A 16,867-nucleotide genomic window follows, 5' to 3' on the forward strand; every position below is an offset into this window, starting at 1 on the left:
TGGTCAATTAATTTATTGACCATGGTCATTTTCTCAATAAGTTGACCTCAGTCACTTTTAAGATTCGGAGGTCCCTATGTCCACGCGAAAAATCATCATCCTCAACGGTCACCCGGCGCCCAGTTCGCTGTCCCAGTCGCTTTGTCAGACCTATCAAGCGGCGGCAGAGGCAGGCGGCCATCAGGTGCGCTACCATGACCTGTCGTCCATGCAATTTGATATCGATTACGGGCAGACGGGATACAAGAATGTAAAACCGTTGGAACCGGATCTCGCAGCTTTTCTCACCGATCTGGAATGGGCTGATCACGTTGTGATGGCGACACCTATGTGGTGGGGCGCGATACCGGCAAAGCTGAAAGGCGTCTTTGACCGCGCACTCTTGCCGGGCCGCGCGTTTGATACCCGCAACGTCAATGTCCTGGGGCTGCCTGCGCCGATGCTCACCGGCAAGACAGCGCGGGTATTGCTGACGTCTGACACGCCCGCGCTCTGGCTGCGGCTGATCTACGGCAATGCGATCAAGCGGATTATCAGCAGTCAGATCCTGGGATTTGTCGGGATCAAACCGACGCGCTTCTCGTCTTTTGCACCGGCAACAGATGCTGCGGAGAAGACCGTCCTTTCCTGGCAGCGCAAGGTCGCGGACCTAGGCGCCAGAGCAGCCTGATTCCACCAAGAAAAAAAGGGGCTTGCGCGTGACATTCCCGGCCAGACTTCGTATAAAATCCTGAAGCAAAGACAGGAAGATGTGAATGTCCGGAAACGAGCAGGCCCCCGCAGACTATGGCGCGGATTCCATCAAAGTTCTCAAAGGCTTGGAGGCGGTTCGCAAACGCCCCGGCATGTATATCGGGGACACCGACGATGGGTCGGGGCTGCACCATATGGTGTATGAGGTTGTCGACAATGGCATCGACGAGGCGCTGGCCGGTCACGCGGACCGGGTGGTCGTGAAAATTCACGCCGATTCCAGCGTCTCGGTGAACGACAACGGGCGCGGGATTCCGGTTGGGATTCATGAAGAAGAAGGCGTTTCAGCGGCTGAGGTCATCATGACCCAGCTCCATGCTGGCGGTAAGTTTGACAGCAACTCCTACAAGGTTTCTGGCGGCCTTCACGGCGTGGGCGTTTCTGTGGTGAACGCGCTGTCAGATTGGCTGGAGTTGCGCATCTGGCGCGATGGCAAGGAACATGTCGCGCGGTTTGAGCGTGGCGATACGGCTGAACACCTGAAAGTTGTTGGCGAATGTGGTGATCAGACCGGTACCGAGGTGCGCTTTCTCGCGTCTACCGATACGTTCTCCAATCTCGAGTATTCGTTCGAGACGCTGGAAAAACGCCTGCGTGAACTGGCATTCCTGAACTCAGGCGTGCGGATCATCCTGATTGACGAGCGTCCGGCCGAACGGCTGGAGGTGGAGCTGTTCTACGAGGGTGGCGTCAAGGAATTCGTCAAATATCTTGATCGGTCGAAGTCGCCCGTGATGGAGGCGCCGATCTATATCACCGGCGACAAGGACGACATCGGGGTCGAGGTCGCGATGTGGTGGAACGACAGCTATCATGAAACGGTGCTGCCCTTTACCAACAACATCCCGCAGCGGGACGGCGGCACCCATGTTGCGGGCTTTCGCGGTGCGCTGACCCGCACCATCAACAACTACGCGCAATCCTCCGGCATCGCCAAGAAGGAGAAGGTCTCCTTTACCGGGGATGACGCCCGCGAGGGGCTGACCTGCGTGCTGTCGGTGAAGGTGCCTGATCCGAAATTCTCAAGCCAAACCAAGGACAAACTGGTCTCCTCCGAGGTGCGACCGGTGGTCGAAAGCCTGGTCAACGAAAAGCTGGCGGAGTGGTTTGAGGAGAACCCAAATCAGGCCAAGCAGATCGTCGGCAAGATTATCGAAGCCGCCCTCGCACGGGAGGCCGCCCGCAAGGCGCGCGAGCTGACCCGCCGCAAGACGGCGATGGATGTGAATTATCTGGCCGGCAAATTGAAAGACTGCTCGGAGAAAGATCCATCCAAAACCGAAGTCTTCCTGGTGGAGGGGGACTCCGCCGGTGGCTCCGCCCAGACCGGGCGCGACCGGATGACCCAGGCGATCCTGCCTCTGCGGGGTAAGATTCTGAACGTGGAGCGTGCGCGTTTTGACCGGATGCTTGGCAGTCAGGAAATCGGCAACTTGGTGATGGCTCTGGGCACCGGCATTGGCCGGGATGAGTTCAACATCGAGAAGCTGCGTTACCACAAGATCGTCATCATGACTGACGCAGACGTCGATGGCGCCCACATCCGAACCCTGTTGCTCACGTTCTTCTATCGCCAGATGCCGGAGCTGATCGAAGGCGGGTATCTCTATATCGCGCAGCCGCCGCTATATAAGGTGTCGCGCGGCAAATCGGAGGTCTACCTCAAGGATCAGGCCGCCCTTGATGAATATCTGATCAATCAGGGCGTCGACGGGGCGGTGCTGAAACTGGGCAGCGGCGAGGAACTGGTAGGTCAGGATCTTGCCCGTGTTGTCGATGAGGCGCGTCAGCTCAAGCGTGTTCTGGACGCCTTCCCCACCCATTACCCGCGTCATATTCTTGAGCAGGCCGCGGTTGCCGGCGCCTTTGTACCCGGTGCTGTTGATGCTGATCTGCAGGGCGTCGCTGATAAGGTGGCGCAGCGTCTGGACCTGATTGCGTTGGAATATGAACGTGGCTGGCGTGGGCGGATCACACAGGATCACGGCATTCGCCTGTCACGAATCCTGCGCGGGGTTGAGGAGCTGCGCACCCTGGACGGCCCTATGTTGCGCTCCGGCGAGGCCCGGAAAACCGGCAGCTTTACCAATAGCTTGCAGGAAATCTACGGGGCTGCGGCGACCCTCGTCCGGCGCGACCGCAGTCAGGCGATTCACGGCCCGCTTGGCCTGTTGAAAGCCATTCTTGAAGAGGGCGAAAAAGGTCTTGCGCTGCAGCGTTACAAAGGTCTGGGTGAGATGAACCCCGACCAGCTGTGGGAGACAACGCTGGACCCTGATGCGCGCACCCTGTTGCAGGTCCGCGTCGAAGACATGGTTGAGGCGGATGATCTCTTCACCAAGCTGATGGGTGACGTCGTCGAACCCCGGCGCGAGTTCATCCAGAAAAACGCACTGAGCGTGGAAAACCTGGATTTTTGATTTCAGCCGCGGGCAGCATGTTGTCGCTGCCCGCAACCAATCTGCCCGCGACGGTTCACCTGAGCTGGGGATGGCGCTGAGGCTTTCGGCGACGCGAGCTGGTACCGGTTTCGGTCGCTCTGCGACATGACTCGCTCATAACTCTTCTCATGATTGCATCTGGGGTAAGCGGTGATCCGTTCGGCGGGCGCGCGTGCGGCGGATATGATCGGCATGCGTACACCAAATATTTTGGTTCTGTATATTGAGGGATTGCCCGGTTTGCCTCTCAACATGAGCTTCCCCACAGCAAATCCTGTAGAGATTTACCATTCTGCCGCAGAATGTTGACGCAGAATCGCTCGAACGTTAAGAATCGGTTAATAAAACGCGGCTCGACCGCGATTTTCGGAGCAGCCGGGGGGTAGTGTGTGCCGATGTTGAGCGTAAAGAAAGACAGTGAAACCGGAACAGATGTTGCTGATGCCGGTGATCGCCCGGTGCGCTCGGTCCAGATTGATGGTGTGATCTCCTCAAGCAACAGCGCGCTTCGCTCTCCTCAGGCGGGAAAATCCCGCGCCAAGGCAAATATCGCGGCGGTGACCTCCGTTGCGACGGATCGGTCAGAACTCAATCCGGACATCAATAAGGGGGCTGGTGGATCATTGAACGCTGCAACCGGGAAGGCTGACGGGCGTAAGCCTGCTCCCGGCCGTCCCCTGGCCCAGATGTCGCCGATTGTGAAACTGGGGGCCGCAGCTGCGGTCCTGGGTTTGTTTGCCGTGGGTCTTGCGGTGCTGCAGTTCGGACCTGATGAGACTGCCGAAACGGCTGTTGATCAGCCCCGCGTGGCACGGTTGCTGACGCCGCAGGCGCTGGCGGGCCTGGACCCAAGTGCCACCCCGAGCGAGCGCGCTGCGGCTGAGGAACTGCTGACGGCTGCAGTCGAAACCGCCGCGCCGCTCAGCGCCGAAGATGCCATGGTTGCGCAGATGACCGCAGGAACGCTGGCGGCGCTGCGGCGTGGCAGTGCCGTGACCCCGTCTGCGGACGCAGAACAGCCCGCCGCCCCGGCGTCGCAGGCCCATACTGCGCTCTATAGTCTGGTGCTGCGGGCCGTCGGGCAGGGGCAATCGCCCGCCTATATCGACCAAATGGTAAATGACGCCTATCGCAGCGAGACCATCACCGTACCTGCGGCGCTGATCGGCGCAGATGGGCGCGTCGATACCGCAACCATTCTGGCGCTGTTCGTCGGTCAGTAGCGCCAGCGCCGGGCCGGTTTTGCTGCGTGCGCCGATGCGCTCGACCGAAACGCGGCAGAGCGCCAAGATATAAGCTTTCCAACCGTTTTAAGACAAAGAGGCGGCGCCGACGATCGGCGCGGGACGCCCGAGTTCAACCCAAGAGGGATATTATGAAAAAACACCTGATCGCGGCGCTCTGTTGCGTTACCGGCCTGCTGGCTACGCCTGCCGTCGCCGAGACCTGCGGTGGCACATATAAGGTGCGCCCCGGGGACAGCCTGTCGCTGATTGCTGATCGGCTTTACAAGGATGTGGGCATGTGGAGCGCGATCCACAGCCGCAACATCGACGCGATTGGCCCGCGCCCGGATGCGATCCGCGTTGGCATGGAGCTGACAATGGCCTGCCTGAATGGTCTGCCGACAGGGCTGCCCGGCGGCAAGGCGGTTGCGGATGCGCAGCCGGTGGTCGCGGCACCGGTCAAGGTCCAGCCGGGCACCGCCGCCGTGCGCAGCAAGATCAATCTGCTGACCGGGGATGACTATGCGCCCTTCACCTCCAAGACTGCCCACAATGGCGGGCTGATCACCGAGGTGGTGAATGCGGCGATGACCGATGCCGCTCCGGCGCAGGGCTTTGCCATCCACTGGGTGGACGACTGGGCCTCCCATTTCGATCCGCTGCTGTCGAACGCGCTGCTGGATCTGGGCTTCCCTTGGTATCGCCCGGATTGCGACACCATGCCGGAGAGCTACCGCTGCGTGAACTTCCTGTTTTCGGACCCGATGTTTGAGACGCTGATGCTGCTCTTTGTCGATAAATCGCGCCCCTTCACCTTTGAGACGGACGCGGACATTGAGGGCAAGACACTCTGCCGCCCGGCGGGGTATCTGACCTTCGATCTGGATGGCTACGGGCGCCGCTGGATGGAGGAGAAGAAGATCACCCTCAAACAGCCGCATAAGGTTGCCGATTGTTTCGAGATGGTCGCCAAGGGGGAGGCAGATGCCGTTGCGATCAATGAATTCACCGGACGCAGCGTGATGAAGGAAAACGATCTGCTGGATCAGTTTGAGGTGCTGCCACTGCCGCTCTCAGTGCTGGGTATCCATGTGGTGGTGCATAAAACCCATCCACAGGCCGAAGATATGCTGACCATGATCAATACCGGTCTGCGCAATATCCGTGAGAACGGTCGCTATCAGGCCATTATCGAGGATCACATGGCCAGGATCTGGGCCGGCTTCTGAGGGAGGGCGCCATGTTGAAACATCTCGCACCGGCGGCCATAGCGCTGCTGCTGGCCATCGGTGTCGCACCACGCGCGGCGCAGGCCATCTGCAATGTCGATTACCGGGTACAGCCCGGCGACACGCTCTTCTCGATTGCCGAAACCCATTATAGTGACCGCAGCCGCTGGACGCTGATCTACTATAGCAACCAGCATGTGCTGGAGGGGCCCAGCGTCATCCCAGGCAAAACCCTGCACATTCCCTGCGCGCAGCAGGCCTCCGCGCCTGATGCCACGCCCCTGCGCAAGGATGACGCGGAGATGAAGCTGTTGACCGGTGGTGGCTTCGCCCCGTTCACCGATCAGACGCTGCCCGGTCAGGGGATGGTGACCGAACTGGTCAATGCCGCGCTGGAGCTGACCCCTGCGCCGGTGTCCTATTCGATCACTTGGGAACAGGATTGGTCGAAACATCTGTTCCCGATGCTGGATGAGAAACAGTTCGATATGGGGTTCCCCTGGCTGAAGCCGGATTGCGCGGCAAACCCAACGGATGAGCGCTGCGTGAACTTCCATTTTTCGGAACCGCTGATGACCATCCCGATTATGGTCTTCGTGCGGGCAGATGCCGCCTTCGCCTTTGACAGCGACGCCGATATGCTGGGCAAGACCCTGTGCCGTCCAGAAGGATACTACACCCACGACCTTGATCGCGGCGATCGTCGCTGGTTGAGCGAGGGCAAGCTGACGCTGGTTCAGGCCGCGGATCCCGGTGCCTGTTTCCGCAAGCTGATGGCGCGGGAGGTGGATGCGGTATCCCTGAACCTCTTCCTTGGCGCGAACACGCTGATCTCAGAGGGGCTGCGTGATCAGGTGATCCCTCTGGAGCGTCCACTCTCCGAAGAAGGCCTGCATGTGGTGATTTCCAAACGCCACTGGCGCGGCACCTCGCATCTCTATCGCATCAACGCAGGCCTGAAGGCGCTCAAGGCTGATGGCCGATTTCAGGACATCGTCTCGCGTCATCTGGAACTGTTCTGGGCGCAACTCCAGTAACACCAGACAGACCGCACCCCTGTAAGGGGCGAGGTCTCCCGCCAGAACCGAACCTTTGGTCCTATTCTGTTGGGCCAGGCGCCGCGCCCCTTGCAGGGGTGCGGCGTTTGCAGTCCGAAAGCGCGGCGCATTTTTGTACGGCGCGGGTTGTGACCTTTGGCGTGCCCCCGGTCACCACCCAGTCCGGTCTTCATATATATGATGAGAGGAGGGGGACGCCTGTGGTTCGTCTGGCCTTTGGCGACACCGTCCAGACGAACCTGTGTTGTTTGTTTTTCGGTGATTTTGGTTTGTTTGTTTGCGTGTGTGTTTGGCGAGTCTGTGGATATGTGGGGCGAGTCTGTGGGTAAGTTGTGTTTGGGGGGATTTGGGGCTGTGTTTTGGCGGGGTTGGGGTGGATTTCGGGTCAGGTATGCTGACTTTGTTGGTGTGTAACTCTTTGATTTTGTTTGATTTCACGTTTTTCTCTGCGGAAACTTTGATTTTCTTTGATTTTGGTGTTGCGGCTTTGTGTAACTCACCTTAGAACCCCCTTCACCGGCGGCGCTGAGGCGCTACTGAGACACACCGGACGGGACGGCGGCGACGCTGGGATGGACGGGAAACGCGGCGGAGAGACGCTGGGACGGGCTGGAGAGGCGGTCGGACGCATCGGAAAGACGGTGGCATTTGTGGGGTTTTGATCGGCGGGCGCGTCAGGAATTTGGCGCATCTGTTGGTTGTTGTCTCTGGATGTATGCTCTTTGACATTGATGATATCTGAAGAGATATGTGGGCGGTTTGGTTCATTCGATGGATCAACCTCTTCATATCAACGCTAGTAGGGCTTTTGTCCGATGATCTAGTGTCAGCTTCACTGTTTGTCGGCTTTCTGTACCTTTGGTACTGAAGCACGAGAAACAGAGAATGTTGGATGTTCGTTTCGAGTTCCTAGCCGGGTTCGAAGCCGTGCTGTTTGAGGCCCGTCCTCAAGTAGCGTTAGCGGTAGGACATTCAAAGATGTGCAGAGGTTCGAACGTCAAGGATAAGCATGTAAGTGCTTTTCAACTTGAGAGTTTGATCCTGGCTCAGAACGAACGCTGGCGGCAGGCCTAACACATGCAAGTCGAGCGCACTCTTCGGAGTGAGCGGCGGACGGGTTAGTAACGCGTGGGAACGTGCCCTTCTCTAAGGAATAGCCACTGGAAACGGTGAGTAATACCTTATACGCCCTTCGGGGGAAAGATTTATCGGAGAAGGATCGGCCCGCGTTAGATTAGATAGTTGGTGGGGTAACGGCCTACCAAGTCTACGATCTATAGCTGGTTTTAGAGGATGATCAGCAACACTGGGACTGAGACACGGCCCAGACTCCTACGGGAGGCAGCAGTGGGGAATCTTGGACAATGGGCGCAAGCCTGATCCAGCCATGCCGCGTGAGTGATGAAGGCCTTAGGGTCGTAAAGCTCTTTCGCCAGAGATGATAATGACAGTATCTGGTAAAGAAACCCCGGCTAACTCCGTGCCAGCAGCCGCGGTAATACGGAGGGGGTTAGCGTTGTTCGGAATTACTGGGCGTAAAGCGCACGTAGGCGGATCAGAAAGTTGGGGGTGAAATCCCGGGGCTCAACCCCGGAACTGCCTCCAAAACTCCTGGTCTTGAGTTCGAGAGAGGTGAGTGGAATTCCGAGTGTAGAGGTGAAATTCGTAGATATTCGGAGGAACACCAGTGGCGAAGGCGGCTCACTGGCTCGATACTGACGCTGAGGTGCGAAAGTGTGGGGAGCAAACAGGATTAGATACCCTGGTAGTCCACACCGTAAACGATGAATGCCAGTCGTCAGCAAGCATGCTTGTTGGTGACACACCTAACGGATTAAGCATTCCGCCTGGGGAGTACGGTCGCAAGATTAAAACTCAAAGGAATTGACGGGGGCCCGCACAAGCGGTGGAGCATGTGGTTTAATTCGAAGCAACGCGCAGAACCTTACCAACCCTTGACATCCTAGGACCGCCAGAGAGATTTGGCTTTCACTTCGGTGACCTAGTGACAGGTGCTGCATGGCTGTCGTCAGCTCGTGTCGTGAGATGTTCGGTTAAGTCCGGCAACGAGCGCAACCCACATCCTTAGTTGCCAGCAGTTCGGCTGGGCACTCTAGGGAAACTGCCCGTGATAAGCGGGAGGAAGGTGTGGATGACGTCAAGTCCTCATGGCCCTTACGGGTTGGGCTACACACGTGCTACAATGGCAGTGACAATGGGTTAATCCCAAAAAACTGTCTCAGTTCGGATTGGGGTCTGCAACTCGACCCCATGAAGTCGGAATCGCTAGTAATCGCGTAACAGCATGACGCGGTGAATACGTTCCCGGGCCTTGTACACACCGCCCGTCACACCATGGGAGTTGGGTTTACCCGAAGGCCGTGCGCCAACCTTTCGAGGGGGCAGCGGACCACGGTGAGCTCAGCGACTGGGGTGAAGTCGTAACAAGGTAGCCGTAGGGGAACCTGCGGCTGGATCACCTCCTTTCTAAGGATGTATCTAGCTAGATCAGAGCTTGCTCTGTCTCGTGATACACTTAGCATAAGATCAGTAATCAAAACTGATCACATCCGGACCAGGCCGTCCTCATATCTCTTCAGAACTGTCATGATCTTGCCCTGGGGCAGGATCTAGCAAGGGGCCTTAGCTCAGCTGGGAGAGCGCCTGATTTGCATTCAGGAGGTCAGGAGTTCGATCCTCCTAGGCTCCACCACTCATGCGAACGGCCCACATAGAATGGGTCGGTAGCTCAGGTGGTTAGAGCGCACGCCTGATAAGCGTGAGGTCGGAGGTTCAAGTCCTCCTCGACCCACCATTCTTCAGACTATGATTTGATCATCAAGCACTTGCTTTGAGTGTTTGATCGTCCAATCGGACCGGATCGATGTTCCTTCGGGAAGGTTGATCACATTGACATCGTTTAGAGAGATACAATCAACAACACTGTTGGTCACCCGCGTAAGGGATCGACCTCAGTTTGGTGCTGAGGACCGCTTCGGTGGTCTGATGCGAGCCTTTGCATCCGCCCTTTTCCTCGGGCGCGCGAGGGTCTGCCGGATTGAAACCACAGTGTTGTCCAAGTCAAGTACACTAACCCGGTTCATATTCCGCAAGGTTTATGAACCAATGTTCACTTCTTATGAAGTGAGCGGGAAAGTATGCTTTTGGTTCAGAATAAGGCCACAGTTTCTTACCAGCTTCTGTGGCGTGACAGTTCACTGTCTTTTTCTGGACCAGATCAAGCGCGAGAAGGGCGTTTGGTGGATGCCTTGGCAGTAAGAGGCGATGAAGGACGTGATACTCTGCGATAAGTCATGGGGAGCTGAGAATAGGCTTTGATCCATGAATTTCCGAATGGGGGAACCCACCTGACAGTTTGTTATTGTTAGCTTTGCTATCAATAATGAGCTTAATCAGGTACTTAAGACCTGAATACATAGGGTTTTAAGAGCAAACCCGGGGAACTGAAACATCTAAGTACCCGGAGGAAAGGACATCAATATGATACTCCCCTAGTAGCGGCGAGCGAACGGGGACCAGCCGAGCCTTGAGTGTGAATAGAATGTGTTGGGAAGCACAGCCAGAGTGGGTGATAGCCCCGTATATGAAGCATGATAGGACGTATTAAGTAGGGCGGGACACGTGAAATCCTGTCTGAAGATCGGAGGACCACCTTCGAAGGCTAAGTACTCCTTACTGACCGATAGCGAACCAGTACCGTGAGGGAAAGGTGAAAAGCACCCCGACGAGGGGAGTGAAACAGTACCTGAAACCGAACGCCTACAATCAGTTGGAGGCCCCTTGAGGGCTGACAGCGTACCTTTTGTATAATGGGTCATCGACTTGGTCTCACGAGCAAGCTTAAGCCGTTAGGTGTAGGCGCAGCGAAAGCGAGTCTTAATAGGGCGCATGAGTTCGTGGGATCAGACCCGAAACCGAGTGATCTAGGCATGGCCAGGTTGAAGGTGCAGTAACATGCACTGGAGGACCGAACCCACATCTGTTGAAAAAGATCGGGATGAGCTGTGCCTAGGGGTGAAAGGCCAATCAAACTCGGAGATAGCTGGTTCTCTGCGAAATCTATTTAGGTAGAGCGTCATCCGAATACCCCGGGGGGTAGAGCACTGGATGGGTAATGGGGCCCCACAGGCTTACTGATCCTAACCAAACTCCGAATACCCGGGAGTACTAGATGGCAGACACACTGCGGATGCTAACGTCCGTAGTGGAGAGGGAAACAACCCTGACCTACAGCTAAGGCCCCTAATTCATGGCTAAGTGGGAAAGCAGGTGGGATGTCCAAAACAACCAGGAGGTTGGCTTAGAAGCAGCCATCCTTTAAAGATAGCGTAACAGCTCACTGGTCTAATTAAGACGTCCTGCGGCGAAGATGTAACGGGGCTCAAGCCATGAGCCGAAGCTTAGGATGCACATAGTGCATGGTAGCAGAGCGTAGTGTGACATAGCTTCATGTCTCCTTAGTGTCCTCGGACACATCGGAGACACGAAGCTTTCGATGAAGCGGGCGCGTGAGCGATCCCGTGGAGAGATCACTAGCGAGAATGATGACATGAGTAGCGACAAAGAGTGTGAGAGACACTCTCGCCGAAAGTCCAAGGGTTCCTGCTTAAAGCTAATCTGAGCAGGGTAAGCCGGCCCCTAAGGCGAGGCCGAAAGGCGTAGCCGATGGGAACTAGGTTAATATTCCTAGGCCAGGAGGATGTGACGGATTGTGAAGGTAGTTCATCCTTATCGGATTGAATGGGCTGCTGATCAGTCCCTGGAAATAGCCCTCCATGAGACCGTACCCTAAACCGACACAGGTGGACTGGTAGAGAATACCAAGGCGCTTGAGAGAACGATGTTGAAGGAACTCGGCAAAATACCTCCGTAAGTTCGCGAGAAGGAGGCCCGGTTCCAAGGCAACTTGGAGCTGGGGGCACAAACCAGGGGGTGGCGACTGTTTATTAAAAACACAGGGCTCTGCGAAGTCGCAAGACGACGTATAGGGTCTGACGCCTGCCCGGTGCCTGAAGGTTAAAAGGAGGGGTGAGAGCTCCGAATTGAAGCCCAGGTAAACGGCGGCCGTAACTATAACGGTCCTAAGGTAGCGAAATTCCTTGTCGGGTAAGTTCCGACCTGCACGAATGGCGTAACGACTTCCCCGCTGTCTCCAACATCGACTCAGCGAAATTGAATTGCCTGTCAAGATGCAGGCTTCCCGCGGTTAGACGGAAAGACCCCGTGCACCTTTACTACAGCTTCGCACTGGCATCAGGATTGTGATGTGCAGGATAGGTGGTAGGCATCGAAACCGGAACGCTAGTTCCGGTGGAGCCTCCCTTGAGATACCACCCTTCGCACTCTTGATGTCTAACCGCGGTCCGTTATCCGGATCCGGGACCCTGCGTGGCGGGTAGTTTGACTGGGGCGGTCGCCTCCTAAAGCGTAACGGAGGCGCGCGAAGGTTGGCTCAGAGCGGTCGGAAATCGCTCGTTGAGTGCAATGGCAGAAGCCAGCCTGACTGCGAGACTGACAAGTCGAGCAGAGACGAAAGTCGGCCATAGTGATCCGGTGGTCCCAAGTGGGAGGGCCATCGCTCAACGGATAAAAGGTACGCCGGGGATAACAGGCTGATACTGCCCAAGAGTCCATATCGACGGCAGTGTTTGGCACCTCGATGTCGGCTCATCTCATCCTGGGGCTGGAGCAGGTCCCAAGGGTACGGCTGTTCGCCGTTTAAAGAGGTACGTGAGCTGGGTTTAGAACGTCGTGAGACAGTTCGGTCCCTATCTGCCGTGGGTGTAGGATACTTGAGAGGAGTTGCCCCTAGTACGAGAGGACCGGGGTGAACGATCCACTGGTGGACCTGTTGTTGCGCCAGCAGCAGTGCAGGGTAGCTATGATCGGACAGGATAACCGCTGAAGGCATCTAAGCGGGAAGCCCCCCTCAAAACAAGGTATCCCTGAGGGCCGAGGTAGACCACCTCGTCAATAGGCCGGAGATGTAAGTGCAGCAATGCATTCAGTTGACCGGTACTAATCGCCCGATAGGCTTGATCTGTTCCAGTAACAGTCAGTGACACAAGAACCAAAAGCAAAACACAAAACTTGGACTTCATGTCGATTGTATCTCCGCGACGTCTCAAAACCGAAACGTCGCGAATATGGATTTTCCTCGGTTTGGTGGTCATAGCGCAAGTGAAACACCCGGTCCCATCCCGAACCCGGAAGTTAAGCACTGTTGCGCCGATGGTACTGCGTCTTAAGGCGTGGGAGAGTAGGTCACCGCCAAACCTAGAAAAATCCATAAACACAAACGATACCAATAAAATATACCTTCAGACACAAACATCTGAAGACAAAAACGCTCAGTCACAACACGCGTGATCAAGCAGCGGCAGCCTCAGGCAACAAAACGCAATGAGGCAAAACTATACTGTCGCGGGATGGAGCAGCCCGGTAGCTCGTCAGGCTCATAACCTGAAGGTCGTAGGTTCAAATCCTACTCCCGCAACCAAAAATTGAACGTAATATCAGGGTCTTAGCCTCGCATCCGCGAGGCTATTTCTGTTTGTACTATTGCCCGTGGAAGCACTATGGAAGCAAACGGGGTCGAAAAGTGGTGTGGTGCAAGGGCAACACTACCGTAACGCCAGGAAAGGCGCTCGCCACGCACAAACGAGCTCAGTTCTAGTTCGATCTCGAGAACAGGTCAGTTGTTTCCGACACACGGAATATTGCGTGTGGTCCGCTGCAAATTTATTTGCATACACAGTTGCGCTCCGTAATCATCTTCAGATGTTTAGATTTATTTTAAGAGCGCTATTTAGGCTAAACTATCGCCCTCAATCCAATCGGTTCCCGGATCCGGTTGAAAATTCCTCAGCCAATAGGAGAGGTCGCAGTATCTCTTCTTCTGCGCGCCCACGACCATCGCAGGTTGATGAGATATCAAGGGCCGAAACCTTCGATGCGACGACTGCACACGCGGTCGGTCTCCCGCGTATACTCACAGGCACAGCTTACGTTACGGATGGCGACACGATTAGAATCCAAAACACGCAGGTTCGCCTGTACGGGATAGACGCTCCCGAACTCCACCACCCTTACGGTAAGAAAGCTAAATGGGCGATGGTGCGCTTGTGTAAAGGACATTGCATACGCGCAGAAATCACCGACGAAGATGAACATGGGCGGACGGTGGCAAAGTGTTTCCTTCCCGATGGCCGTGACTTGTCGGAGGAACTCGTAAAGCAAGGGTTGGCTATCGATTGGCCGAAGTACTCAGGAGGTAAATACAAGCATCTTGAGGTGGCTGGTATACGCAAGAAGCTCTGGCTTGCCGATGCACGCCAGAAAGGCCGCATGCATGTTTGGGAGAAATTCGACGCCCGAAAGAAGGCCAAGGAGCAGGGTGATGAAAAATAACCAAATTCGTCATCAGGAACACGTACCTTGGTCGTACTAAGCCCGAAGGAGACATTCGTTTAGCATCGCGGGACAGGAAGTCCCCAACAGGTCGGGCGCAGAGCGGCCGTTCGCTGCGTCTTGGACGAACGTCAGCGATGCGCAGATAGCGGGCTTTGCAAAGTCGGCGGATCTGGTGGCATGACGAGCGATCAATGCCGCAGCCGCACGAGGAAAAGCTGGCCTTCGCCACGCGTGCAGCCGCCAACCATCATCGAATGGAAGGGGTGCGGACTTTGCTGACCTTCGCTGCGTCTGCGCCAAAGTCAGCTTCCATCTCGATTGGAGGAACAGCATTTTCCACACGGTTGTCATTCCCTTGTCATGTCGGACCATCATTACAGCCCGGAAATGGATGATTACCGATATGAAAATCCCTCAACTGGAGACTAAAAGACTTTTGTTCCGGCTTCCCTGTCGATCTGACTTGCCTTGGTACACGCGGTACTGCCTTAGCGAACGATCCCAGTACGTTGGAGGCCCTTTCAACGAGGTTCAGGCCTTTGAAAAGTTGGCTTCGATGATTGGACACTGGGAGCTGCGCGGTTTCGGGCGTTTCGTATTTCTGGAGCATGGAACTGAACGACCTCTGGGGCATTTCGGTCCCTTGCAGCTCAGTTCGTCTGAGCCCCCCGAGATCACTTGGACAATTTGGAATGAAATGGACGAGGGCAAAGGTTTTGCCACTGAGGCCGGAATTGCATTCAAGAGCTATGCAATACAGACGCTTGGGCTCTCCAACCTAATTGCACATGTAGATTGCAATAATTCTGCCTCGCGACGTCTAGCAGAACGCTTAGGTGGTGAAGTGGATGCCGAAGCGGTCCCGCCTTCTTGGCTGCCAAGTTCGGTGTTGTATCGATTTCGTTTGACGGCTTGACCGAGCTGCCGTTCGCGCGAGTTGCAGCATCCGGTACAACGGGCTCACTGCCGACTTGCGGCAATGCGGCGGCAGGGTTGCAGCGAAACTTCACCAGGACGCTTCTACCAGACGACGCCAGGCAGCCCAATGCGGACATTCGCACGAGGCCTGCGACGCCCTCGCTGCAGACGCGAAGGATCCCCGCCAGACATTCCCGAGAGCGGACCTTCAGGCTAGCTCAGCTGGCCAGGACGATGCTGTACCCCGCTCGAAGGTTAGAGATGCGCAGAAAGCGGACTTCGCAAAGTCTCAGCATATGCCACCTGGACAACGGTCACATGCTGCACGAGCGATGGAGAGAGCAGACCTTCGCCGCAAGTGCAGCCACCAACCATCATCGAACTGACGTGATGTTGACAAAGCACGCTTTCGCTGCGATTGCGCCAATGAACGGTATAGGGCAAAAGAAGGGGTGAGTATCGTCGTTTGGCAGTGTGTATTGTTCACCGTGAGCATTCAACATGGTCACGACGCGGCAAAGATCGACACCATTTTTTGTTTCGTTGGATTAGGCATGAGCGCAAACCGTAAATCTGAAATCCTTGAACTAACTCTAAACACCTACCTACAATCTAGCGACTTCAACGGAATGGGCGTGATGAAGTTAACGCGCTCCGGAGACGTAGCGCTGACAAGGGAACTGATCGCCGATGGACAGTTGGATCTTGTTCGCGGTGACGGGCACTCCAATCCTCACATCAAGGCACTCCCGGTAGAACCGATCGAAGTTCAGCTTGGAAAAATCGATAAAGGCGGGCTCGTTGGATGCCTGTATCCCACACCGCAATTACTTGCCGAACATGATGCAGGGGCCGGTGAGGTCGCCCCGTATACTAGAGCGTTAAAGGAGGGTGCCCCGCAATTGAGTTATCGCGCCTTCGATTTACGAGCGCTAGAATGGTACCGTAACGATCCGCGCTTCAGTTTTGACTTTGATGATATTCACGGGCGGATACTGCAAAAAGACGGCACGCAAATTGCGGATCGAACGGTTGTCCGGGACGGTCTCGAGTTCTTTGAATTTGGCTTTGCGTATGATGACGACATGCACCGCGCCATTGCAGCCTTCATTCGGTATTTACACGATCTCCCAGAAGCCCTTCAAGTCGAAATGGAGAAACACGAGCTAAACGGATCGTACAAGCTCCATCCCGATTTTTTTCGCACCCAGATCATTGGTGATTTTCCAGAGAAGATGTCGATCTACGACGCCTTCCTGCAAGAGAAGATGCAGATAAACCGGTTTTGCAAGCAAATGGGCAAACCGCCGTTGTTTCGGTCTGAGTTTGCTGAACTTAAGCGCCCGAATGGGTTTGGCATTTTGCTCAGACCGACAAAGAAGGAGTTCCGAGACTTTGCGCTGTTGCTCGACCAGTTATTGAGCGACGACTTGAACCGTGACTTTTTTAAGGGGGATGTGGAGTTAAACCGTTACCTAACTGATGAAGATGGGAAACGTGTCACACAGTCAAAAGGAACAATCCAACTCTTGGAAGAGTGGATCGGAACAAAGTTCGGCCTAGCGATCCGAATCCGGTGGAAAAAATGTTCACCAATTTTCGGGCGGTTCGAAAAGAGCGGCAAAAACCAGCGCACAAGGTGGAAGATAATGAGTTCGACCAGAAGTACGTCGTGGATCAGCGCGCTCTAGTCTGCAATGCCTTTGATGCAGTACGCACTTTGCGAATGGTTTTGGAAAATCACCCAGCCGCAAAAAAACACGAAGTAACTGGCTACCTGCGAGAAGCGAAGGTCTGGACAATGTGAG

8 protein-coding genes, 3 tRNA genes and 3 rRNA genes are annotated in these 16,867 nt (G+C 55.6%); all 14 read left to right on the plus strand.

Features of this window, described 5'->3' with window-relative positions; all coding sequences use genetic code 11:
* The first annotated feature begins 76 nt into the window (after positions 1-76).
* The 14 genes from D1820_RS13265 to D1820_RS13335 all read left to right on the plus strand — a co-directional run bounded on the left by D1820_RS13265 (position 77) and on the right by D1820_RS13335 (position 16,750).
* Positions 77-670: an NAD(P)H-dependent oxidoreductase gene (locus D1820_RS13265; protein ID WP_118069381.1), complete on the plus strand. Its 594-nt coding sequence runs from the start codon at positions 77-79 to the stop codon at positions 668-670.
* 85 nt (positions 671-755) lie between these two features.
* A complete protein-coding gene (gene gyrB, locus D1820_RS13270) occupies positions 756-3,173 on the plus strand; it encodes a DNA topoisomerase (ATP-hydrolyzing) subunit B (protein WP_040174895.1) in 2,418 nt (805 codons plus the stop codon).
* Positions 3,174-3,589: 416 nt separating this feature from the next.
* Positions 3,590-4,417: a hypothetical protein gene (locus D1820_RS13275; RefSeq protein WP_118069382.1), complete on the plus strand. Its 828-nt coding sequence runs from the start codon at positions 3,590-3,592 to the stop codon at positions 4,415-4,417.
* A 152-nt stretch (positions 4,418-4,569) separates the two neighbouring features.
* On the plus strand, positions 4,570-5,649 hold the full coding sequence (locus tag D1820_RS13280) for a transporter substrate-binding domain-containing protein (protein WP_118069383.1): 1,080 nt from the start codon (positions 4,570-4,572) through the stop codon (positions 5,647-5,649).
* Positions 5,650-5,660: 11 nt separating this feature from the next.
* Positions 5,661-6,686 (plus strand): transporter substrate-binding domain-containing protein, encoded by a 1,026-nt coding sequence (locus tag D1820_RS13285; RefSeq protein WP_118069384.1) that lies wholly within the window; start codon positions 5,661-5,663, stop codon positions 6,684-6,686.
* A 1,044-nt stretch (positions 6,687-7,730) separates the two neighbouring features.
* A 16S ribosomal RNA gene (locus D1820_RS13290) occupies positions 7,731-9,194 on the plus strand.
* A gap of 150 nt (positions 9,195-9,344) precedes the next feature.
* Positions 9,345-9,420: transfer RNA gene (locus tag D1820_RS13295), tRNA-Ala, on the plus strand.
* Between the two features lie 25 nt (positions 9,421-9,445).
* Positions 9,446-9,522: transfer RNA gene (locus tag D1820_RS13300), tRNA-Ile, on the plus strand.
* Positions 9,523-9,943: 421 nt separating this feature from the next.
* Positions 9,944-12,771 (plus strand): 23S ribosomal RNA (locus tag D1820_RS13305).
* 118 nt (positions 12,772-12,889) lie between these two features.
* A 5S ribosomal RNA gene (rrf, locus tag D1820_RS13310) occupies positions 12,890-13,004 on the plus strand.
* The 16S, 23S and 5S rRNA genes sit together here with 3 tRNA genes alongside, the layout of an rRNA operon.
* A 146-nt stretch (positions 13,005-13,150) precedes the next feature.
* Positions 13,151-13,227: transfer RNA gene (locus tag D1820_RS13315), tRNA-Met, on the plus strand.
* A gap of 281 nt (positions 13,228-13,508) precedes the next feature.
* Complete coding sequence (locus D1820_RS19205) at positions 13,509-14,138, plus strand: thermonuclease family protein (protein ID WP_254683312.1); 630 nt, start codon at positions 13,509-13,511, stop codon at positions 14,136-14,138.
* A gap of 406 nt (positions 14,139-14,544) precedes the next feature.
* The gene (locus D1820_RS13325) at positions 14,545-15,057 is read left to right on the plus strand and encodes a GNAT family N-acetyltransferase (RefSeq protein ID WP_162894098.1); all 513 of its coding nucleotides are present in this window, start codon (positions 14,545-14,547) and stop codon (positions 15,055-15,057) included.
* A 454-nt stretch (positions 15,058-15,511) separates the two neighbouring features.
* On the plus strand, positions 15,512-16,750 hold the full coding sequence (locus D1820_RS13335; protein WP_118069387.1) for an AAA family ATPase: 1,239 nt from the start codon (positions 15,512-15,514) through the stop codon (positions 16,748-16,750).
* Positions 16,751-16,867 lie beyond the last annotated feature (117 nt).

Origin of the sequence: Phaeobacter sp. LSS9 (assembly GCF_003443595.1) — a bacterium.
In the GTDB taxonomy this organism is placed as follows: Bacteria; Pseudomonadota; Alphaproteobacteria; order Rhodobacterales; family Rhodobacteraceae; genus Phaeobacter; species Phaeobacter piscinae.